The sequence below is a fragment of the Enterococcus malodoratus ATCC 43197 genome (assembly GCF_000407185.1).
Lineage (GTDB): Bacteria > Bacillota > Bacilli > Lactobacillales > Enterococcaceae > Enterococcus_A > Enterococcus_A malodoratus.
The window spans coordinates 1,799,794-1,822,568 of the sequence record NZ_KE136481.1 but is presented as its reverse complement, the minus strand read 5'-3'; the positions used below and the strand labels follow the sequence as shown (position 1 = coordinate 1,822,568).

General features: G+C 40.8%; 17 protein-coding genes and 1 riboswitch. Of the genes, 13 read left to right on the top strand and 4 right to left on the bottom strand.

Features of this window, described 5'->3' with window-relative positions:
• Window positions 1–27: 27 nt before the first annotated feature.
• The 3 genes from rny to I585_RS08890 all read left to right on the top strand — a co-directional run bounded on the left by rny (window position 28) and on the right by I585_RS08890 (window position 5,415).
• Entirely contained in the window at window positions 28–1,584 is a 1,557-nt protein-coding gene (gene rny / locus I585_RS08900) for a ribonuclease Y (protein ID WP_010742706.1), read from the top strand.
• Between the two features lie 180 nt (window positions 1,585–1,764).
• Entirely contained in the window at window positions 1,765–4,326 is a 2,562-nt protein-coding gene (gene mprF / locus I585_RS08895; protein WP_010742707.1) for a bifunctional lysylphosphatidylglycerol flippase/synthetase MprF, read from the top strand.
• Between the two features lie 129 nt (window positions 4,327–4,455).
• On the top strand, window positions 4,456–5,415 hold the full coding sequence (locus I585_RS08890; protein ID WP_002330482.1) for an IS30 family transposase: 960 nt from the start codon (window positions 4,456–4,458) through the stop codon (window positions 5,413–5,415).
• Window positions 5,416–5,434: 19 nt separating this feature from the next.
• On the opposite strand, the gene I585_RS08885 is transcribed toward I585_RS08890, so the two are convergent.
• Window positions 5,435–5,839, bottom strand: a complete 405-nt coding sequence (locus I585_RS08885) for an Hsp20/alpha crystallin family protein (RefSeq protein ID WP_010742708.1) — start codon at window positions 5,837–5,839, stop codon at window positions 5,435–5,437.
• 252 nt (window positions 5,840–6,091) lie between these two features.
• On the opposite strand from I585_RS08885, the gene ispE reads away from it, so the two are divergent.
• The 9 genes from ispE to I585_RS08840 all read left to right on the top strand — a co-directional run bounded on the left by ispE (window position 6,092) and on the right by I585_RS08840 (window position 16,874).
• Complete coding sequence (ispE, locus tag I585_RS08880; RefSeq protein WP_034708538.1) at window positions 6,092–6,943, top strand: 4-(cytidine 5'-diphospho)-2-C-methyl-D-erythritol kinase; 852 nt, start codon at window positions 6,092–6,094, stop codon at window positions 6,941–6,943.
• 265 nt (window positions 6,944–7,208) lie between these two features.
• Complete coding sequence (locus I585_RS08875; RefSeq protein ID WP_010742710.1) at window positions 7,209–8,174, top strand: metal ABC transporter substrate-binding protein; 966 nt, start codon at window positions 7,209–7,211, stop codon at window positions 8,172–8,174.
• 20 nt (window positions 8,175–8,194) lie between these two features.
• The gene (locus I585_RS08870; RefSeq protein ID WP_010742711.1) at window positions 8,195–8,875 is read left to right on the top strand and encodes a metal ABC transporter ATP-binding protein; all 681 of its coding nucleotides are present in this window, start codon (window positions 8,195–8,197) and stop codon (window positions 8,873–8,875) included.
• Window positions 8,848–9,678 (top strand): metal ABC transporter permease, encoded by an 831-nt coding sequence (locus I585_RS08865; protein ID WP_010742712.1) that lies wholly within the window; start codon window positions 8,848–8,850, stop codon window positions 9,676–9,678. Before I585_RS08870 ends, I585_RS08865 begins: the two co-directional genes overlap by 28 nt.
• Window positions 9,679–10,020: 342 nt before the next feature.
• The gene (gene purR / locus I585_RS08860; protein ID WP_010742713.1) at window positions 10,021–10,839 is read left to right on the top strand and encodes a pur operon repressor; all 819 of its coding nucleotides are present in this window, start codon (window positions 10,021–10,023) and stop codon (window positions 10,837–10,839) included.
• Between the two features lie 262 nt (window positions 10,840–11,101).
• Window positions 11,102–12,469 carry a bifunctional UDP-N-acetylglucosamine diphosphorylase/glucosamine-1-phosphate N-acetyltransferase GlmU gene (glmU, locus tag I585_RS08855; protein ID WP_010742714.1) on the top strand — a complete coding sequence of 456 codons (1,368 nt, stop codon included), beginning with the start codon at window positions 11,102–11,104 and terminating at the stop codon, window positions 12,467–12,469.
• A gap of 97 nt (window positions 12,470–12,566) precedes the next feature.
• A complete protein-coding gene (locus I585_RS08850) occupies window positions 12,567–13,538 on the top strand; it encodes a ribose-phosphate diphosphokinase (protein WP_010742715.1) in 972 nt (323 codons plus the stop codon).
• A 185-nt stretch (window positions 13,539–13,723) separates the two neighbouring features.
• A complete protein-coding gene (locus I585_RS08845) occupies window positions 13,724–16,150 on the top strand; it encodes a hypothetical protein (RefSeq protein ID WP_010742716.1) in 2,427 nt (808 codons plus the stop codon).
• A 4-nt stretch (window positions 16,151–16,154) separates the two neighbouring features.
• A complete protein-coding gene (locus tag I585_RS08840) occupies window positions 16,155–16,874 on the top strand; it encodes an ABC transporter ATP-binding protein (protein ID WP_010742717.1) in 720 nt (239 codons plus the stop codon).
• 845 nt (window positions 16,875–17,719) lie between these two features.
• Here I585_RS08840 and I585_RS08835 read toward each other — a convergent pair.
• Window positions 17,720–19,222 (bottom strand): helix-turn-helix domain-containing protein, encoded by a 1,503-nt coding sequence (locus tag I585_RS08835; RefSeq protein ID WP_010742718.1) that lies wholly within the window; start codon window positions 19,220–19,222, stop codon window positions 17,720–17,722.
• Between the two features lie 170 nt (window positions 19,223–19,392).
• Here I585_RS08835 and I585_RS08830 point away from each other — a divergent pair, with 170 nt between their 5' ends.
• Entirely contained in the window at window positions 19,393–19,998 is a 606-nt protein-coding gene (locus I585_RS08830; RefSeq protein ID WP_010742719.1) for a TMEM175 family protein, read from the top strand.
• Between the two features lie 38 nt (window positions 19,999–20,036).
• Here I585_RS08830 and I585_RS08825 read toward each other — a convergent pair whose 3' ends face one another.
• Together I585_RS08825 and I585_RS08820 are read right to left on the bottom strand one after the other, a co-directional pair.
• Window positions 20,037–20,780 (bottom strand): amino acid ABC transporter ATP-binding protein, encoded by a 744-nt coding sequence (locus tag I585_RS08825; protein ID WP_010742720.1) that lies wholly within the window; start codon window positions 20,778–20,780, stop codon window positions 20,037–20,039.
• A gap of 38 nt (window positions 20,781–20,818) precedes the next feature.
• Window positions 20,819–22,417 (bottom strand): ABC transporter permease subunit, encoded by a 1,599-nt coding sequence (locus I585_RS08820; RefSeq protein ID WP_010742721.1) that lies wholly within the window; start codon window positions 22,415–22,417, stop codon window positions 20,819–20,821.
• 126 nt (window positions 22,418–22,543) lie between these two features.
• Window positions 22,544–22,717: riboswitch (Lysine riboswitch) on the bottom strand.
• Window positions 22,718–22,775 lie beyond the last annotated feature (58 nt).

Below are 22,775 nucleotides of genomic sequence, written 5' to 3'. Positions count from 1 at the left end.
AAATAAGATAGTACGGAGGTGGATTTAATGTTAGTTCCTATTCTCCTCGCTATCATCGGTTTAATTGTCGGTCTTGGTTTGGGTTTCGTGGTGGCAAAATCACGCCATGAAAAAGAAATTGATGGGGCACAAAACACAGCTAGAGGGATCATTACGCATGCAAATAAAGAAGCGGAGACCTTGAAGAAAGAAGCTTTGTTGGAAGCCAAGGAAGAAAACCAGCAGTATCGCGCACAAGTTGAAAGTGAGTTGAAAGAAAGCAGACAAGAACTAAAATCGCAAGAAAATCGCTTGCTTCAAAGAGAACAGACTTTAGATCGTAAAGACGACTCTCTCGAGAAGCGTGAGCACTCACTGGAAGAAAAAGAAACAAAAATCAGTGCTAGACAGCAATTAATTGACGAGCGAGAAAAAGATGTAGAACAACTAATCAATGAACAACAAACAAAATTGGAACAAGTTGCTTCTTTAACAAGAGATGAAGCGAAAGAAATAATCATGAAGACGACTGAAGAGGAATTGAACCATGAGTTAACAGTGATGGTCAAGGAATCTGAACAACGTGCCAAAGAAGAAGCGGATCGCAAAGCGAAAAATCTTCTAGCGATGGCGATTCAACGTTGTGGCGCCGATGCTGTTTCTGAAACGACTGTTTCGGTAGTAACGTTGCCAAATGATGAGATGAAAGGTCGCATCATTGGACGAGAAGGCCGGAATATTCGGACGCTTGAGACCTTGACGGGAATTGATTTAATTATCGATGACACGCCAGAAGCAGTCGTTCTATCCGGTTTTGATCCAATCAGACGGGAAATTGCCCGTATGACGTTAGAGAAATTGATTCAAGACGGTCGGATTCATCCGGCACGGATCGAAGAAATGGTTGAAAAATCTCGCAAGGAAATGGATGAACGCATTCGCGAATATGGTGAACAAGCAGCCTTTGAAGTTGGCGCTCATACCTTACATCCAGATTTGATCAAGATTTTAGGTCGTTTACATTTCCGAACCAGTTATGGTCAAAATGTGTTGAATCACTCAGTGGAAGTTGCTAAATTGACTGGTGTCTTAGCCGCAGAATTAGGTGAAGATGTTCAATTAGCGCAACGAGCTGGATTGCTTCATGATATCGGTAAGGCGTTAGACCATGAGATCGAAGGATCGCATGTGGAAATCGGCGCAGAACTTGCTGCCAAGTATCGTGAAAATTCAGTTGTTATCAACGCAATTGCTTCTCACCATGGAGATACAGAAGCAACTTCAGTTATCTCTGTTTTAGTAGCCGCTGCCGATGCAGTTTCAGCTGCTAGACCAGGTGCACGAAGCGAATCATTAGAAAACTATATCCGTCGTTTAGAAAACTTAGAAAATATTTCGAATAGTTTTGACGGAGTTGATTCAAGCTTTGCTGTTCAAGCAGGACGTGAAGTACGTGTCATGGTCAAACCAGAAGAAATTTCTGATTTAGATGCCACTCGTTTAGTTCGCGATATTCGTCGCAGAATCGAAGATGAGCTGGATTACCCAGGACACATCAAAGTAGTCGTTATTCGTGAAACACGTGCGACTGATTATGCAAAATAGTAAAAAGCCTCAATTTGAGGCTTTTTCTTTTTGTTCATTTTCGAGTACGTAGATATTCAAGCAATCACTGTAAAGAATAACAAATCAATTTTTAAGGGAATCCTAAATTTAAAAGGATAGCTTCAAAACAAGAATTCATTTAAAATAGAGTACAAGAAAAGAAAGAATGGGAGTAGTAGGATGACGACTATCAGTCGCTGGTTCAAACGGTACGCCACTTTGCTCAAAATTATCTTCTTCGGGGTCGTTTTATTTTTCGTCGCGAATCAAGTGAAAAATATCGCCCATGGTATGAGCTGGCAAACGGTTTGGCAAACGATCAAACAACAAGACCAAATTGCATTATTAAGTATGTTGGGAATCGGTCTATGCGGCGTTCTACCCATGCTTTTATATGATCATGTGGCGATTACAACGCTGGAAGAAGGCGGACGCCCACGGATGAATCGCAAAGAATGGCTGGTCTCTGCTTGGACCACTAACACGATCAATAACTTGGCCGGCTTTGGCGGAGTTGTCGGTGTAAGTCTGCGATCAAGTTTTTACGGCAAAGGAATGGAAAAGAAAAAAGTATTGGCTGTGATTTCTAAGATCGCTCTATTCATGTTGGCGGGTCTTTCGATTATGGCATTGATCACGGCTTTGGATTTATTTTTCTTCCGTACACAAAATCCATTTGTCCGATATCGAATCTGGTTATTGGCTGGCGGAGCTTTTGCGCCGATTCTTTTCGGCTTTGTCTATAGCCGGCGCCGCACGATTTTTAAAGAGTTTCGACTGAAACAAATTTTTGAATTATATTTGGCCTCAATGGGGCAGTGGTTAGGTGCTTTAACGGTCTTTTTAGTAGTCGGCTATTTGATGGGCGTGAAATTGAATATCGGTGAAGTATATCCGATGTTTGTGATCGCGACTGGTTTAGGGATGCTGACGATGGTACCGGGAGGCGCGGGTACATTTGATGTCATGATGATTTTAGGGTTAGGCCATCTTGGGTTGAATCAAAGCACCGCAGTAGTCTGGATCTTGTTTTATCGGATCTTTTATTATTTGGTTCCATTTCTGACTGGTATCGTGATCTTTTTGACCAATACCAGTGTCAAAATGAATCGCTACTTTGATAATTTACCGCGGTTGCTTTCACAAAAGGTTGCTCACGTGTTTATGGTCAGTGCCGTTTATTTTGCCGGAATTATGATGATTCTATTATCTACGCTGACGAACTTATCTAATATCAGCCGCCTGTTTCAGGTGCTGCTGCCGTTTTCTTTTGATTTCTTAGATCAGACGTTGAATCTATTGATCGGCTTTTTGCTGCTGGGCTTTGCTCGCGGCATCTCGCAAAAGGTCAAACGGGCTTTTTGGCCGACGATTTTATTGTTGATCTTTGGGATCGTCAATACAGTGGCGCGGACAGCATCCATTCGCTTGATTGTCGTTTACTTGGTGATTTTATTGTTTGTCTGGATGTCACGGAAAGAATTTTATCGCGAACGCTTTGTTTATTCTTGGGGCGCCTTGACTTTCGATGGAATTTTGTTTGGGCTATTGTTCATTTTCTATGCGGTAGCAGGCTATCATAGTGGTCAGATTTGGAGTACCGAACGATTATCAACGAAATATTTTGCTTTTCCATCTGAAGAGATTTGGTTTTCTGGACTAGTTGGCTTGATTCTCTCGATTTTATGTCTGGCGATTTTGTATCAGTATCTGACACAGAGTGAAACAAAATTGGGCGTTGCTTGGGATGAAAAACGGTTCAACTATTTGATTAACCGCTATGGCGGTACGCCGGCCAGTCATTATCTGCGCGTATCGGGTTACCAGTATTTTTATTATCAGGAAAACGGCAATGATCAAATTGTTTTCGGATTCCAAACGCGTGCTAATAAATGTTTTGTTTTGGGTGATCCTGTAGGAAATCCTGAAAAATGGCAGGCGGCGACTTTGGCGTTTATGGAGCATGCGGATCAGCTTGGCTATCAGCTGGCGTTTTATAAAATATCGGAAGACTATGTGCTGCTGTTACACGATGTTGGTTTTCATTTTGACAAGATCGGTGAAACTGGCGTGACAGATTTCACGCGGCATAAGCACGATGTTTTCTCTGATCGTTTCGAATTTAAGCGATTGACCAACGAAGGCTATCAATTTATCTATTTTGAAAAGCTGCCGGAAGAAGTTTTTGAAGAGCTGGAAGAAATCTCGGATGAATGGTTAAATGGGGAAAAAGAGAAATGTTTCTCAGTTGGCCAATTTGATCGAGCATATATTGAAACCAGCAATTTAGGGATTGCTCGCGACCCGCAAAACCGGATCGTCGGTTTTATTACCGAGCAGCCGGTCAATCGGGAAAGAGCTTCTTTTGATCTTTTGCGTTTTCGCAATGATGTTCCTAATGAGCTGCCAACTTTTCTGAAGCTGCATTTGATGGATGAATTGAAGGAACAAGGCTATGTGGAAGTCTATCAAGGGATGGCGCCACTGGCAAAAGTTGGCGAGACTTCTTTTGCTTTCTTAGGAGAGCGGATCATGAATTTGATCTATAAATACGGTCATTCAATTTATGAGTTTCAACAAGTTGCTGAAGAAAAAACCGTTTATGTTGATCAATGGCGGCCAAGATACTTTGCCTATATGAAAGACAGCAGTTTCTTGTTCTCAGCGTTGCAATTATTACTGCTGATCGGTCGTGGAAAGAATAAAGGAGCGACCATCTCGGAAGAAATGATCGAAGTATAAAAAATACGAGCCCAAGCGGCTCGTATTTTTTATTATCGCCGATTGTAAAATTAAGCTAGACAACTAAAAAAGCCATTTGTGCTACACTCAAAATAGTTCTGACCAAAGAATTATAAGGAGTGAGTACAAATGACCTATACCCATCTTACAACGGATGAACTTGTAATGATAGAGTCTTATTTCAAAATAAATCAATCTGTTGCGAAAACTGCGCATTGCTTGAATCGTTCAAGACAAACGATCCATAAAGTATACCTATTCTTCAAGCAAGGAAAATCAGCCTTAGAATACTATCAACAGTATAAGAAAAACAAATCAAACTGTGGTAGACGCCCGCTTGTTTTACCCGAGGAACAATCAGAATATATTCAAAGAAAGGTTGTTCAAGGATGGACACCCGATGTGATTGTTGGTCGTGCAGCGTTTCCTATTCGTTGTTCTGCTCGTACCATTTATCGTATGTTCAAAAAGGGGCTATTTAATCCTTCTGACTTACCGATGAAAGGCAAGCGTAAACCGAATGGACATCAAGAAAGGCGTGGAAAACAAGCTTTCCGCCGCTCTATTCATGAACGTGAAAAAGATTATAGCCAATTCTCAAATGAGTTTGGTCACCTTGAAGGTGACACTATCGTAGGTCTGAAACATAAAAGTGCTGTAATTACCTTAGTTGAACGATTATCAAAAGTTATCATCACATTGAAACCGTGTGGTAGACAAGCGATTGATATTGAAAAAAAATTAAATCATTGGTTTGAATCTGTACCGAAAAATCTATTCAAATCCATCACTTTTGATTGTGGAAAGGAATTTTCAAATTGGAAACAAATCAGTAATGCCAATGATATTGCCATTTATTTCGCTGATCCAGGAACGCCGTCTCAAAGAGGCCTAAACGAGAATTCTAACGGATTGTTACGTAGAGATGGTTTATTGAAATCTATGGATTTCAATTCAGTAGATGAATCTTTTATTCAATCTGTCACATCTAAACGAAATAATATTCCTAGAAAATCACTGGATTATCGAACACCTTTGGAAGTATTTTTGAGTTACGTAAGTATTGATGATTTGTCTAACTTAATTTGACAATTAAGATATTCAAAGGTTAATCAATCGTAATTGCTTTCCCTTTCTTTTCTTCATAATCAGCTTTTGGCAATTTCAAAGTAAGGACACCATTTTCAAAGGCGGCAGTGATTTTTTCCTCGTCGATACTTTTTACAACAAATTGACGGTGATAGGCACTGTTGGAACGCTCTCTGCGAACAAAATGCCCATCATCTTTGACTTCATTTTCGCTGGTATGTTCAGCATCGATCGAAAGGATATCATTGTTGTAGCGAACAGAAATTTCCGGTTTTTCAAATCCTGGCAGGTCCGCCTTTATTTCATAATGATCCTCTAAATCCCGGATATCGACACTCATTTTTCGATCATCCCAAAATGTATTCATCAGGCGTCCAACTAAATCTTCCCCATCCAACCACTCGTTTTTTGGTAATAGACTCATACAGCATTCCTCCTAATTCTTCATAATTTGACCTTCCATTGTCTAAAGCGGACAAATAAAAAGTCGAAATTATGCACGACAGGTGCATCCAACAACCAATCTTTGACTTCGTGACTTTCTCTTTCTTTAATGGTAAAGCCTCCGGTAGAAATATTCAACTAATTTGAGGCGCCTATGCTAGAATGAATTATCTATACATTTACTATGGGCTGTGATAGAATCGTCTAGTGAAAAATTTGAACGGGTGAGAAAATGGAAATTATGGAGAAAGCCCCAGCGAAAATCAACTTGGGCCTCGATATTTTAGGCAAACGACCAGATGGCTTACATGAATTGGCGATGGTCATGGCAAGCATCGATCTAGCAGATCGTTTGTATCTGGAAGAGATTCCTGAAGATCGCATTATCATTGAAACCAACAAGGCTTTTTTACCCACGGATAAAAAGAACCATGTTTACGAAGCATTGGACTTAGTAAAAGAGCGCTTTGATATAAAAAAAGGCCTGCGGGTCAAAATTCATAAAGAAATTCCAGTAGCGGCTGGCTTAGGCGGCGGATCGACAGACTCGGCTGCGGCCTTGCGAGCAGTCAATCGTTTATGGAATTTGGGATTATCGATCGAGGAAGTAGCTGAACTAGGAGCAGAAGTCGGCTCAGATGTTCCCTATTGTGTTTATGGACAGACTTCTCTAGTAGAAGGTTTTGGCGAAAAGGTGACACCGATCGCACCGATGCCCCAATGTTGGGTCGTTGTCGTCAAACCGCGTATGAGTGTTTCGACACGCACGATTTTTGCCAAAATTGTGATGGAGGATTTGTATCATCCGGATATTGCGTCCCTTGTTTCGGCGATCGAAGAGAATGATTATCAAAAGATGACTGAAAACTTGGGGAATTCAATGGAAGTTGTCACGATTAAAAAGCATCCGGTTATTCAGCAGTTGAAAGACCGAATGATGAAATATGGTGCGGATGCGGCAATGATGAGCGGCAGCGGACCTACCGTTTATGCACTGTGTCGTAAGTATTCACGAGCAAAGCATGTCTTTAACGCGCTAAAAGGTTTTTGCGATGAAGTCTATCTTGTACGTACGTTAAAGTAGATCCAATGAGGGTCTATTTTTTTTGAGCTCGTATATGAGGTGAAATTCTCATTCATTTTAAGTAGAGATCGTAATTAAATAACGTGAAAACAGTAATGAACCGGATACAGGTTTCGTTTTTCATATGAGCGTAACGTCATTTGTTTTACGGTTTATGGGTATTATTCTATTGTAAATCGTAAATTTTACGCTTTGAGTTGACGGATAGAAAAACATTTGTTAAATTAATTCATGTCTTAAAAGAGAAGAGAAGGTGTTTAGATAGATGAAGATGCAAAAAGGACTACTTTTATTAGGAGCTGTGCTATTATCAGTCGTGCTGACTGCCTGCGGGGGCCAAGAGAAAAAAGAAACGACATCTGAGGATAAAATCCATGTGATGACGACTTTTTATCCGATGTATGAATTTACCAAACAAGTGGTAGGTAACAAAGGAAACGTGGAATTGTTGATTCCAGCGGGAACTGAGCCTCACGATTTTGAGCCCTCGGCCAAGGATTTAGCGAAAATTTCAGATTCTGATGTGTTTGTCTACAATAGTCCGGAACTGGAAACATGGACGGATAATCTGACGGATACGATCAATACGAAGAAAACCGAAGTTATTCAAGCCTCTAAAGATATTAAATTGATGGAAGGTGCGGAACATGATCACGAAGAAGCGCATGATCATGACTCAGATGAGCATGAAGAACATGGACACGATCATGATTTGGACCCTCATGTGTGGTTAGATCCAGTCTTAGCGATCAAAGAAGTGGAAACGATTCGCGATCAGTTGAGTAAAAAATACCCAGAGGACAAAGCGGCCTTTGAAAAAAATGCAGCAAGTTATATCGACGAATTAAAAGCGGTGGATCAAGAATACCAAACGACATTCAAAGATGCGAAGAACAAAACATTTGTCACACAGCATGCGGCCTTTGGTTATTTAGCCAAACAATACGGTTTGACCCAAGAAGCGATTGCCGGAATTTCCCCCGATCAAGAGCCGTCACCAAGCCGTTTAAGCGAATTGAAGCACTATGTTGATGACAATCAAGTCAAAGTTATCTACTTTGAAGAAAATGCCTCATCGAAAGTCGCCGAAACCTTGTCTAAAGAAACCGGTGTGAAATTAAAAGTCTTAAATCCGTTAGAAAGTTTGACGGATAAACAAATCAAAGATGGTGAAAGCTATCTTTCTGTTATGCGTGAAAATTTGAGCGCGTTGAAGGAAAGTATTCAGTAATAGGAAAAAGGTGAGAAAAAATGTCGTATATCGAAGTGGAAGATCTCTCGTTCTATTATGACAATGAACCAGTCTTGGAGAATGTGTCTTATCATGTGGATCCAGGCGAGTTTGTCATTTTGACAGGAGAAAATGGTGCCGCAAAATCGACATTGATCAAAGCGACATTAGGGTTATTAAAACCCAGCAGCGGAAAAGTGACGATCGCGAAAAAAAATGCTCAGGGTCAAAAATTGAGCATTGGCTATATTCCGCAACAGGTCTCGTCATTTAACGCGGGATTTCCCAGCACAGTCTTGGAATTGGTGGAATCTGGTCGTTATCCGCAAGGAAAATGGTTCAAAAAACTATCCGAACGTGATCATGAACATGTGAAAAAAGCGTTGGAATCAGTAGATATGTGGAATATGCGCCATAAAAAAGTGGGCGAATTATCCGGTGGACAAAAACAACGGATCAGCTTGGCTCGTTTATTTGCTAAGGATCCGGATCTGTTGATTCTAGATGAACCAACAACCGGGATGGACGAAAAATCCCGCAACGATTTTTATGAGTTGTTACGACATAGTGCTCATGCCCATGGAAAAAGTATTTTAATGATTACACACGATCACGAGGATACGCAAAAATACATTGATCGCCATATTCGATTGGTGCGAAAGGAGAATTCAAAATGGCGTTGCTTTCATATGAGTTCATGAGACGGGCCTTCCTAGCTGCGATCTTTATTGCCGGAATTGCGCCGATGCTGGGTGTTTTTCTAGTCATTCGTCGGCAGTCTTTGATGGCGGACACCTTGTCTCATGTTTCGCTGGCCGGTGTAGCGTTAGGATTCTTCTTAAACTTAAATCCCACAGCCACGACACTGCTAGTAGTGGTCATTGCTGCGATCATCATGGAATACCTGCAAAACATGTACAGCTCCTATTCAGAAATATCGATCGCGATCTTAATGGCGGCAGGTTTAGCAATTGCTTTGGTATTAATGAGTTTGGCACCAGGAAGCTCAGCGGTCAGTATCCAATCCTATTTATTTGGTTCGATCGTGACGATTACGTGGCAGCAGGTTGTCTTCCTAGGCGTTCTCTTTGTACTAGTCGGTATCTTATTCTTGCTATTTAAACGTCCGATGTATGTGCTGACCTTTGATGAAGATATTGCGGCGGTAGATAATCTGCCTGTCCGTATGATGTCAATGATCTTTAATATCGTTACAGGTGTAGCGATTGCAATAATGATCCCGATCGCGGGGGCTTTGTTGATTTCAGCGATTATGGTATTGCCGGCTGCAATCGGCATGCGTGTAGGAAAAAGCTTTAACTTGGTCATCTTGATCAGTGTCCTTGTTGGATTTGTCGGGATGATCGGCGGATTAACAGGATCCTATTATTTAGACACGCCGCCAGGAGCCACGATTACTCTAGGATTCATTTTATTGTTCCTAGTAATCAACGGCATTCGTCAATTGCGGTTCTTGGTTCAGCGAAAACAGTTGCAAAAATAGAGGAAAGCGAAAGCTTTTCCTCTTTTTTTGTGGAATAATTAATAAATTCCGAACTTTTCGACTTTAAAACGAGAAAATGCTCGAATTTTATTGGCTAAACCCTTATAATGGGAAACGATAAATCAGAATAGGCTTATCATGCGCTTTTTCTTTCTGAAACAGCGGGATGATACGCGTTGAGAATCAGAATTATTTTTCTCGGAGAAAAACAGTTTGACTAAAATGAACTAGGCGGCCAGTTTTATGTTGGGCTTTGGTCCATTATCGGAAGCTCTACGGATTTGACATCAAATTTTTTTCAGCGAGGAAAAAATACATTAAATTGAAATAGGAGTGAATTACGTGAAAGTGCGTCGAAGTGAACGATTAATCGACATGACACAATACTTGTTGGATCATCCACATGATCTGATCCCATTGACTTTTTTTGCGGCTCGATACGGTTCGGCAAAATCTTCGATCAGTGAAGATTTAGCAATTGTTAAAAAGACCTTCAAAGAACGAGGAACAGGGTTCTTAGAAACAATACCAGGTGCTGCCGGAGGAGTTGTTTTTACACCGAGCATTACGGATGAAGAGGCGCAAGAATATATCGGATCTTTGGCTGAACGTTTGTCGGAAGAAGATCGTTTATTGCCAGGTGGGTATGTATACTTATCTGATATGTTGGGACAGCCTGACTTATTACGTAGAGTGGGTCGGATTATTGCGGCTCAGTATTTGGATAAAAAAGTAGATGCAGTCATGACGGTCGCAACGAAAGGCGTGCCGATTGCTCAAGCAGTTTCTTATTATTTGAATGCGCCGTTCGTTATCGTTCGCCGGGATTCAAAAATCACGGAGGGCTCTACAGTCAGCGTGAATTATGTTTCCGGTTCTTCTGAACGCATCGAAAAAATGGAGCTGTCAAAACGCAGCTTGAAGCGTGGTTCGAGAGTTTTGATCGTGGATGACTTCATGAAAGGCGGCGGAACCGTCAACGGCATGAAGAGCTTGATCGAGGAGTTCGAGGCTGAACTTGTCGGAATCACTGTCTTTGCGGAATCTAAGTTCAAAGGTGAACGCGCGATCGATGATTACAATTCATTACTATTTGTTCAAGACGTAGATACTAGTACGAAAACCATCTCGGTCGTACCAGGTAATTGCTTCGATAAATAGAAAACAAAATGCTAGACTGTTAAAACGCTCTCCTTTTTTGGAGAGCGTCTAACGAGCTAGTATTTTTTGCGTCAGGCTAGTAAAATAGTATAGTGGCAGAAATTAAAAAAACGATATCCTCACTATTGAAGGATATACACGTTGAGTATTAGTTTCATTTTTTTTAAAATTGAATACATTAGTAGAATGATATACGGAATGAAAATCAAAGATAATTTTTTAAAAAAATTATTTCATTAATATGAATGAGGAGTGACTTCTTTTGGAAAATCGTTATGCGATTATTTTAGCAGCGGGTAAGGGAACTCGCATGAAATCAAAATTATACAAAGTTCTGCATCCAGTGGCGGGAAAGCCGATGGTGGAGCACATTATCGAACGCGTGGTTGAAACGCAGCCAGCGGATATCGTAACGATTGTGGGACATGGCGCAGAAATGGTTAAGGAGCAATTAGGCGATCGCAGCCAATATGTCTTGCAGGCCGAACAATTGGGAACTGGCCACGCGGTTATGCAGGCAGCGGATTTTTTAAAGGGAAAAAAGGGAACAACACTTGTCATTAGTGGGGATACACCGTTACTTACGACCCAAACGTTGAACAATTTATTCGATTACCATCAAGGGAAAAAAGCGAGTGCGACGATTCTGACTGCTCATGCTGACGATCCAACAGGCTATGGCCGTATTTTACGTGACCACGTAGGCATTGTTGAAAAAATCGTGGAGCAAAAAGATGCGACGCTGGAAGAAGCCCGGACGCAAGAGATTAATACAGGAACCTATTGCTTCGATAATGAACAATTATTTGCGGCATTAGAAAAAATCGGTACGAACAATGCTCAGGGTGAGTATTATTTGACCGACATCGTTGAGATTTTGAAAAATGACGGACAAACAGTTGCCGCATACCAAACGGATGATTTTGAAGAATCATTGGGTGTGAATGATCGGATCGCTTTGGCTCATGCCAATGAAATCATGCGTCACCGTATCAACAAACAGCATATGGTTAACGGCGTTACCTTTATTGACCCAGCAACGACGTATATTGACGCAGGTATTGAGATCGGTTCAGACACGATCATTGAACCTGGCGTGCAGATCCAAGGCAAGACTGTGATCGGTTCTGATTGTATTATCGGAGCGCACTCAAAAATCGTTGACAGCATTGTTGAGGACAAGGTAGAAATCAAAGCGTCTGTCTTAGAGCAATGTATCGTGCGCAAAAATGCGGATGTTGGTCCGAATGCACACTTGCGTCCGCAAGCGGATATCGGTGAAAATGCGCATATCGGAAATTATGTAGAGGTCAAAAAAGCAACGATTGGTGAAAACACCAAGGTTGGTCATTTAACGTATGTTGGCGATGCGACACTTGGAAAAGACATCAACGTCGGCTGCGGCGTTGTCTTTGTCAATTATGACGGCAAGAACAAGCACCATACGAATGTTGGTGATCATGTCTTCATCGGGTCGGGTACAAATATCATTGCCCCTGTTAATATCGCTGACAATACGGTAACAGCAGCTGGTTCGACGATCACAGATGATATCGCGGAAGGTGATATGGCGATTGCTCGTGCGCGTCAAGTGAACAAAACAGGTTATGCGAATCGTTTGCCATTTTAAGGAAAATCTCTTGATTTCTTAAAAGGAAATGACTAGTATTTTATTTGAAATGGTATATAATCGGTAACGTATGTTTAAAAAGAAAGTGGAGGTCCCCATGTCGAAACATTATTTTGATCCAAGATTGAAAATTTTTGCTTTGAATTCAAATCGTCCCCTAGCTGAAAAAATCGCTGAAGAAGTCGGTGTTGAACTAGGAAAAAGTTCAGTGACCCAATTTAGTGATGGTGAAATTCAAGTAAACATTGAAGAAAGTATTCGTGGCTGTCATGTCTATGTCGTTCAGTCTACAAGTAGTCCGGTAAATGATAATCTGATGGAATTGTTGATTATGATCGATGCCTTGAAACGTGCGAGTGCAAAAACAATCAACGTCGTAATGCCTTATTATGGTTATGCTCGTCAAGACCGTAAAGCACGTGCACGGGAACCAATTACTGCTAAACTTGTTGCTAACATGATCGAAAAAGCTGGCGCAACACGTCTATTGACTTTAGATCTACATGCTTCTCAAATCCAAGGATTCTTTGATATCCCTGTGGATCATTTAATGGGTGCACCATTAATTGCTGATTACTTCCTAGAAAAAGAAATCTGCGGCGACGACGTTGTAGTTGTCTCACCTGACCATGGTGGTGTAACACGCGCCCGTAAATTAGCCGAGTTCTTGAAAGCACCAATCGCGATCATCGACAAACGTCGTCCAAAAGCGAATGTTGCCGAAGTAATGAACATCATCGGAAAAGTTGATGGAAAAACGTGTGTCATTATCGATGATATGATCGACACAGCGGGTACGATCACTTTAGCTGCGAATGCATTAAAAGAAGCTGGTGCAGAAAAAGTTTATGCTTCATGTACTCATCCTGTATTATCAGGTCCAGCGATGCAACGGATCCAAGATTCAGCGATTGAACATTTAGTCGTAACAGATTCAATCTACTTATCTGATGAACGTAAAATCGATAAGATCGACGAAATCAGTGTTGGTGAATTAATGGGTGATGCGATCAAACGTATCCACGAAAATAAACCAGTCAGCCCATTGTTCGAAACGCATAAAAAATAAACTATCTATACAACTAGGTACTCGCTGAGAGTGCCTAGTTTTTTTTCATCTATAAATAATTTTCGGATGGATGACCAATCATTTTGGAAGATATTTTAGCTTATCAAAGAATTTTGAACAAACGCTTTCACGCGGGACAGCTTCTGATATGATACTAATTAGAAGATAGTAATGGGGAGGGCGTCATGCAGAAACGAATGGATCGAATTTCCATGGTAGCCGGCTATGGAATTTTATTAATTGCTTTATTTTTAAAAATAGTTGGTGGGGAAAATCGACGCTTCAGTTTGATTGAAGTCTGGGTTCGCAGCCTGATCAGTGGAGATTTCCTGCATTTTTGGCGTACAGAATTTTCTTCTGGGATCGGTGTTTTAGTCGGAACGGGAATATTTCTGTTGTTAGTACTGATCTATGTGCTCGATGCACTGCTGATAACCCGGCATCGACAGGTGAGTTTTCTGCAATCGGCTAAGTCAGCATGGCTGTACTTCACGATGTTTTTTTACTTTATTTTTATTCAGTTTTATTCCAGCAGTATGTGGTTGGTTTTAATTCTTATCATAGGTGCTCTGGAATTTCTGTTGAATCGATATTTGGAAGACAAAATTGAGCGTGATCGAAAATATGCGGAGTCGCAAAAAATTGAAAAAACTTATAATGAAGATCGGAAAAGACGGCTGGCCTTTCCAGGGAAATACCCACCTGCGTTTCACCAGGTGATTCGTAAAAACTTTCGTTTCTATCGGAAAAATTATTTTTTATTGATTTTTGCTAATGCACTGGCATTCTTCGTTTTAAGTATTCTGATTTTTACCTATCATACGTTTAGCGGGACGCATACGCAGGATGCGATTTTTGACAAGACCGGACTTTTGCGGATTTTTATCGAATCAGGTGGCGTTCTTTTGCTACTGCTATTATTATTTCTATCATTTATGGATGGTCTATATGTCGATTTTAAAGCGAAACATATGGAGCTGTTTATTCAATTAGGTATTCGAAAAAATACGTTTCTAACGATGTTGTTGGAGGAATTTAGTTTTTGCGCGTTAGCGGGGATTCTGCTTGGAGGACTAGCGGGTCTAATAATCGTCAGAGAACCATCCAGTTTTAGTTGGGCATTGTTGTTGTACGCAGGGCTGGTCATTCTTGCGATGGCCTTTCATCAAGAAAAAATCTTGCGTTTGATCCAATTCCAGCCGCGGAAGCAAGCCAAGGCGGATCGGCCAAGACAGCGTTGGACGCCCATCTTCTTATTAGTAGGGGGACTTGCACTAGCAATCACTTTTTGGTGGTTCTATCGCCGGAAATCAGCGGAGACATTATTAGTAGTTGGGGTATTAGTCGCTGCTTTGTGGGGCTTGTTTTTAGGAGGCGGTGGTCTTTATGTGAAGCGCAACCGGGGAAAGCTTGGCATCTTACTTTCTCGCAATGACTTATTCTATCGTTTCCATAAAAGTATTAACGTATTGTTATTAGCAACACTTTTGCAGGTTTTAGTAGTGGGCTTCTTTTTACCGCGATTCGTGACTTTTCAACTGACTTCAGTCGATGATCAATTTCCTTATGGAGTCGTTGCGAAAGTGAAGCAGCCAGAAGTTTCTCAAACTGAAACGATTTTGAATAAGGAAAAGGCTTCGTGGAAAAAATACCCATTCGTCCCTGTAACGTCAGTCGATGGTGATCCTGAATGGGAAGTTTACGGAACCGCTCGACCAGTCATGTTTATTCAAGGACAGCATATCGGGATTTCTGAAACGACGTATCAACAATTACGCCAGGCGAATAAACTAGAGCCTCATCCACTGAATTTGAAAAAGGGACAATGGCATGTGGTCTATCAACAGGCAATCAGTATCCGGGGACAACCGATCGATTGGGACCCGCAAAGTTCACGACCGCGATTAAGAATCGGGACACCATTAGAGAGCTACAATACGGCGAATGTCGATATGATCTATCCAATGCGTCATATTAAGAGTCAAGAACGCTTGATATTGACCGGGATGTTTCAGCGGGGGCTGCAAGAAAATATTTTGGTCTTTACGGATCAGGAATTTGCGGAGCAGACGAAAAAAGAACATCCCAATCAATTGTTTTTGATAAACAGCGATAAAAAAATCGTCCCTTCACTGAATTTTTTGAAGCAAAAATATGCGGCGGATAAACGATGGGATTCGACGATTGAACCAGTGTATGAAAAGACGCAGCGTAAAAATAATGTCATCACCGAAAATCATCTGCAGGTCCTGCTGCTAATATTCACCTTAATTATCTGTATTTTTATGAGTGTCGGCTTATTAGTAGCGAAGTTTGAGAGCGAACAGACCAGTTTGATTGCACGCCGAAAACTACTGGATCAATTAGGCATGCGGCAAAAAGAACAGCGCGGTGTGCTGAAACAACAAGTCGGATTCTTTACCGTTTTGCCAATCGTCGCAGGTTTGATACTAAGCTGCGGGTTTATTGGAATCATGGGTGCGCTGCGCTTTTTCTCAATACAGGAATGGCTGCAATTTGGACGCGTCTTCTTGTTGGATTACAGTGTGTACTTATTAGGTTGGGGAATCATTGCCAGCTTGATATATCGTAGAATCGAAAAATGGAGGTAAACAAATGGAGCCAGTCATCAAAGCCACGGCAATTACAAAAAAATATGCGCAGCAAGAAGTCTTAAAAGGAATTGATATTGCGATTGCTCCAGGAGATTTCACTTGTATCATGGGGCGCTCTGGTTGCGGCAAAACGACGTTGCTGAAGATTCTGGGACTGATGCATCCGCCAACTGCGGGAGAGATTTTTTTCGAAGATAAACTGACCTACGAGCTTTTTCCAGATGAAATCTCGGATATTCGAAGACGAAAAATCGGATTTGTTTTTCAGGATTTTAATTTGATGGAGAGTATTACCGTGGGGGAGAATATTCTTTTGCCGGCAATTTTAGACAAGCAGGATCCCGTCGAGGCTGAGGAAAAGATGAAGCCATTTTTTCAAGTGCTGCGGATTGAACATCTTTTGGACAAGCTGCCTCATGAATTATCTGTAGGTGAAAAGCAACGTGCCGCGATTTGCCGTGCATTGATAAATGCGCCAGAGATTATTTTAGCCGATGAACCAACTGGGAATTTAGATAGCAACGCAGGTGCGGAAGTGATTAAAATTTTCCAGCGGATCAATCAAGAGCTGGGAATTACCATCGTAATGATTACCCATGACAGCAAAGTGGCCCAGGCCGCCAAAGAGGTCATCTTCTTAAAGGATGGACAAATCTATGACCGTTTAGTAAATGTCATTGGTTCTGAGGTCCAAATCGCAGAAAAAATGCTGGAAGTCTAATTGATAGATGAGAAAAAGGAACGCATCGGAAAATCGGTGCGTTCCTTTTTATAGCTAAGAGGATTGCAGTATCTGCTATGCCGAAGTTCGAACAGATAAATTTTTCCAAAAAAAGAGCTCATCGGTGGGTGGCCGATGAGCAAAGGAGTTAAAAAATGAAAAAGTGTTAGGGTTGTTTGTTGGTATGCTTATATAATAGCAAGTAGTTGTGAAAAAAGTGTGAATGAAGATTGTTCGAAAATTAAAAATTCTATAAAGAAACTGAAACTAAATTAAGTTGAGATATAAATTATTTTATTTATAAAAAAAGGAGCTCATCGGTGGGTGGCCGATGAGCAAAGGAGTTAAAAAATGAAAAAGTGTTAGGGTTGTTTGTTGGTATATATATATAATAGCAAGTAGTTGTGAAAAAAGTGTGAACGATGATTGTTCGAACATTAAAATATTTGTAAAGAAATTGGGATTTAATTATTTGGACAAATATATTATTTTTATTTTCTATAAAAAAAGAGCTCACCGGTGGGTAGCCGATGAGCAAAGGAGTTAAAAAATGAAAAAGTGTTAGGGTTGTTTGTTGGTATGTATGTATAATAGCAACGAGTTATGAATAAAATGTGATGAAAGGTTAGAGAAACCATTAATTTAAAAAAAATAAATCTCACTAACATATATTTACGAAAAGAATATTTAATTTCGTTCGAAAGAAACTGAAAAATTACATCCGTTCTTTATTAGATAGGTCAAATATGATACTCGAAAACTAAAAATGGGTTTTCTTTGTCGATTTCTATAAGGAACCGTTCAAAAATAAAAAATGACCGAAGCATTGCGCTTCGGTCATCGTTTTATTCATAAACACGATTTTTCTTGTCGTAAATATTACGTAATTCCAAGTACAGTGGAACAAGTTCGTTTTTCGTGTATGGAAAGTCCAATTGATACAAAGGAATATTTGGTTTCTCTTTTTTCAACAATGAAGAAGAACTGATGATCAAGTCATAATCATCCTTCAATGAGATGTCGTAAGGTTCCGCGTCAATGAAGCGCAGATCTTCCAAGAAACGATACAAGTCACGGACAAAGATAGCGTTGTGTTCCAACGCGATTCCGACCTTCAAATTATGCGCATATGGGAACTGGTTGAAGTAAGGCAGCAGCAACCGTTTGAACGCCCGTGTGATCATTGGGTGGACAGAGCCGACGAAGCTGTATGACGGATTGTCTTTAGCCATTTGCATAAAGTTTTGAATGTTTTGGAATAAAATATATTCGCCGCGTGTTTGTTTTTCATTTGGATCCATCACCAATTCGATGATGCTTGGAAATGGCTGACGGAAAATAAAGTAGCCAAAGGTAATGTTTAACATATTGGCAACGACTAATGGATCATCCATTATATCCGGGCGATCAGGGAACAACGCTTTTTTCGCGAAATTTCTGAACTCTGTGACAAAATCGTTGACTGGGTTTGGTCGAGCATCAAAGTCATGAATTGTTTGTTTCATACTTTGATCGTCACGAATGGTATAGAACGGTGAATAGTGAGCTAAGAAATAGATAAAGCTTGATTCACCTTTTAATTGACGTGTTGTCATTGGGACATCCACTAATTCGCGTAACGAAGTAAAATCGTAATACGGATTGTCCTTCATCAAGAAATTATAACGCGGATCGTATTTGACAAACTTTTTGTTATTAACACGAATTAAATTGATACAGGTAAATAATTTGATCTCTTGTGAACCAAAGTAGGTCCGTGACAAAGGGAAATAGTCTTTGTACGTGTCAATAAGTTGATTCAATTGATGCTGATCAACATCCAAAGGGCATTCGATTCCGCGAGTTCCCAGCCATAAAAGATCAAATAGTGCCAATCGGATCAAGCGTTCATCCCCAGACATCCCAGCTTCGGTATATGTAAAGCGGATATTGAAGCGTTTTAAATGTCTCTTCAATTTATCGATTTTACGTGAAACGGTGGAACGACTCACAAAATATTTTTCACAAAAATGCTCAATAGTTGGATTTTCTTCATTTAAGAAGTATAACATGAATTGGAAAGGTACCGCCTGCTGCAATAAGTGGTAACGATACTCATCAACAGTAGCGTTAAGATTTTCCAGATTCACCTTGCCGGCACGCATCATGAGTGTTTCGTGATTCGGTCGAATTTCTGCCAATTCTTGATCTATTTCATTTAGTTCAATGACACTTTGTTGGTAGTTTAAATCTAAATCTTCTGACAATTGGTTGATTGCTAGAACTTGTTTAGTCGATTGGTTTAAATATTTAAAAATATTAAAACGTAAGAGGAGTGACGCGTCAAACATAAGTTCCTCATATAACATCTGTATTCCTCCTTTATTAAATTAGGTCATTAATCTGAATTTTTTTAAGTATATTTCTTCTATATTGTACTTTATTTACATAAAACTGTCAGTTATTAACCAATAAAAAGTGAGTAAAATTATATAGGGAAAAGCAATTATCATGCTATTCTAAGAAAGAAGGTGAGAAAATGACAAAGTCACGTTTAGAGGCATTTACCGATGGTGTTGTTGCGATCGTTTTAACAGTTCTCATATTGGATATTCAGATACCAGACGCGCCAACACTGGCTTCATTATTAAGTATAACGAATACGCTCTTCGCGTATATCGTTAGTTTCATTTTTGTCGCGGTGATTTGGGTAAACCACCATCGAATGATGCAGATGGCAGAAAAAATAAATTATCGTGTGATTTGGGCAAATATTTTTTGGTTATTTTGGCTAACTCTATGTCCCGCTGTAACGAGTTGGGTGGGGCGGAATCCTAACCAGTTTTGGCCTGAATTTTCTTATGTACTGATTTATACAATGTGGAGTTTTTCATATGGTATTTTATCGAAGCAATTAAGCAAAGCGAATGACCCAGACAGCCATGTAGTAAAAGTTTTAGATCGGGATCAACGAAGCAGATTATCAATGGTGATCAATCTGGTCGTTCTGGCCGGTGTATTTATTTTTCCACCGATTGGAATTTTAGGCCGGTTCTTAGTTTCTGGAATCTGGGTCGTTTCCTATCGCAAAGCGGATCAATACTATCAAAAAATAATTGGCAAAAAAAACCGCGGCAGAAGCTGAAATCTTCTGCCGCGATTTTTTGTTTTTCAAGTTCTGTTTTAAGGTTCTGGATGCAGTACTCGGTGTAGAAATTCTTTGGTTCGAGCTTCTTTTGGATTTCCAAAAATATCTTCGGGTGATCCTTCTTCAGCAATGACGCCCTGATCCATGAAGATCACGCGATCGGAGACTTCTTTGGCGAAGGCCATTTCGTGAGTTACGATGACCATCGTCAAACCGCTCTCGGCTAATTTTTTCATGATCCGCAGTACGTCTCCGACCATTTCAGGATCGAGAGCAGAGGTCGGTTCATCGAACAACATGACTTCCGGGTCCATCGACAATGCGCGAGCGATTGCTACCCGTTGTTTTTGTCCACCGGAAAGCTGTGCTGGTTTCGCATCGATAAAACGATCCATGCCGACCTTTTCCAAATTTTCAATCGCGATTTTTTTCGCTTCTTCTTCTTTACGACCTAGGACGGTCACTTGTCCGCTCATACAGTTTTGCAAGACGTTCATATTATTAAATAAGTTGAAGGATTGAAACACCATTCCTAAGTGGGTGCGGTATTTTGGCAAATTATAACCTGGAGCTAAAACATTCTCTCCTTGATACATGATTTTTCCATCTGTTGGAGTCTCTAATAAATTGATGCAGCGCAGAAAAGTTGATTTCCCCGAGCCAGATGCACCGATGATGGTTACAACTTCTCCTTTGTTGACGTTCATACTGATATCTTTTAAGACGAGATTGTCGCCGAAACTTTTTTTCAAACGTTCAATTTCAATGATACTGTTCATAATAATCCTCCCTATTTCATTCGAATACTGCTAACTGACTATTTGTCTTCTCCAACCGCTACTTCTACATCGTCTAAACGAACATAGGCAGAAGGACCGTCCATTTTCTTCTCAACGACTCGCAAGATACGTGTCGCGGTAAAGGTCAAGACGAAGTAAATGACACAAATAATGAAGTACGTCTGGAAGAACATGTAGTTCGTTCCGGCTGCTGATTTCCCTTGGAAGAACAATTCAGAAACAGAGATGATACTCAATACGGAAGTATCTTTAATATTGATGACTAATTCATTCCCGGTGGCCGGCAAGATGTTACGCAAAACTTGCGGCAGGACTACTTTGCGCATCGTTTGTCCATGTGTCATCCCAATCGCATGAGCGGCTTCAAACTGTCCTTGGTCGACAGCGAAAATCCCGCCGCGGACGATTTCGGACATATAAGCACCGGTATTAATAGAAACGATGAACAAGGCAGCTGCGGTTCGGTTCAAATCGATTCCGAAGGCCATTGCGATACCGTAATAAATTACGGCAGATTGAACGATCATCGGTGTGCCGCGGAAAACTTCAATGTAGATATTCAGCAACCAACCGAAAACTTTTTGCAGCCCGCGTTTAGCACTATTGTCTGATTCAGGCAAGGTGCGGAAAACACCGACTAGTAAACCAATCAAGGTACCGACAGTCGTGCCGACAATTGCAAGCAGCAAGGTCACACCAGTCCCGCGTAGGAACATCGAACCGTTTTGTTTCAAGATACGAACAAAGACATTTTCTTTTTTACCAGAAGCGCTTTGTGTCTCATCTGTCGCCGGTTGATCCTTGATCGCTTTGTCCATGATTTTGACGCGTTCATCTTGTGAGATGCCTGCTAAAGTTTGATTGACTTGGGCCATATCAGAATCGCCTTTGCGCATCCCAACTGAGACTTGAACATCTTCAGGGTTAGTTTGAAACCCATTTGCTTTATCAAATTCGACCATTTTCAGATCAGAGTTAACACTTTCAGCTGTTACCCCTTCAGGTCGTTCGCTGACGTAACCATCGATTGTACCGGATTCCAAAGCAACTCGCATTGCCGGAAAATTATCCATGGCTTCCTGTTTATTTACGTCAGGGATCTGAGGGATAACATCATAATGGAAAGTACTCAATTGCGCGGTAATCTTCGCGCCAGCAAAATCTTTAATCGAAGTAGCTTTTGCATATTTTGTATCCTTACGAGTAACGATAACAAGTTGTGATTCATAATACGGATCAGAGAAATCGACTTCTTTGCGACGTTCGGCTGTTGGGGACATCCCCGCAATAATGGCATCGATTTTGCCAGATTGAAGAGCGGGCAATAAGCCGTCCCATTCGGTTTTGACAACCACTAATTTACGGTTCATTTTATCAGCGATTTTTTTCGCCATCTGAACATCGTAACCACCAGCATATGCTTTGTCGCCTTGAATTCGAACGGCGCCGTTACGGTCATCTTTTTGGGTCCAGTTGAAAGGGGCGTAGCCTGCTTCCATGCCGACCCGCAGTTCTCCCTCCGGTGTTTTTTCGTCTGCCCGCGTGATTAACGGGGCTCCTAAAAATGAAATAAATAATGCGATGAGTGCGATAACTGAAAATCTTCTTCTATTCATAATTTCTCCCTTTCTTGAAATGACGAGATTGGGTAAGGGGTGTTTTTGAAAAATCTGCAACAAAAAAAGCCGCCGATTTGTGTATAAGGCCGCTTGCAGATAATAAGAAGATGGTGTTCCCTCTCACAAAAACATAGCGCAACTTAGCATCACTGCTAAGACAGTCCGCAAGTTATTTGCTTGCGTCCCAACATACAAAATAAAGAGAATTCTGTACATTTCGGCGAAACTTCCTAGACCTATTTCATCGTGTCTCTGCACTCCATAGGGTTAATAAGGTTCGCGACCTCTACCTCATTGATTTGAGGCATCTCGTATTCAGTTATTATGTTTCACAGTCTAAAGCCTACAAATGAAA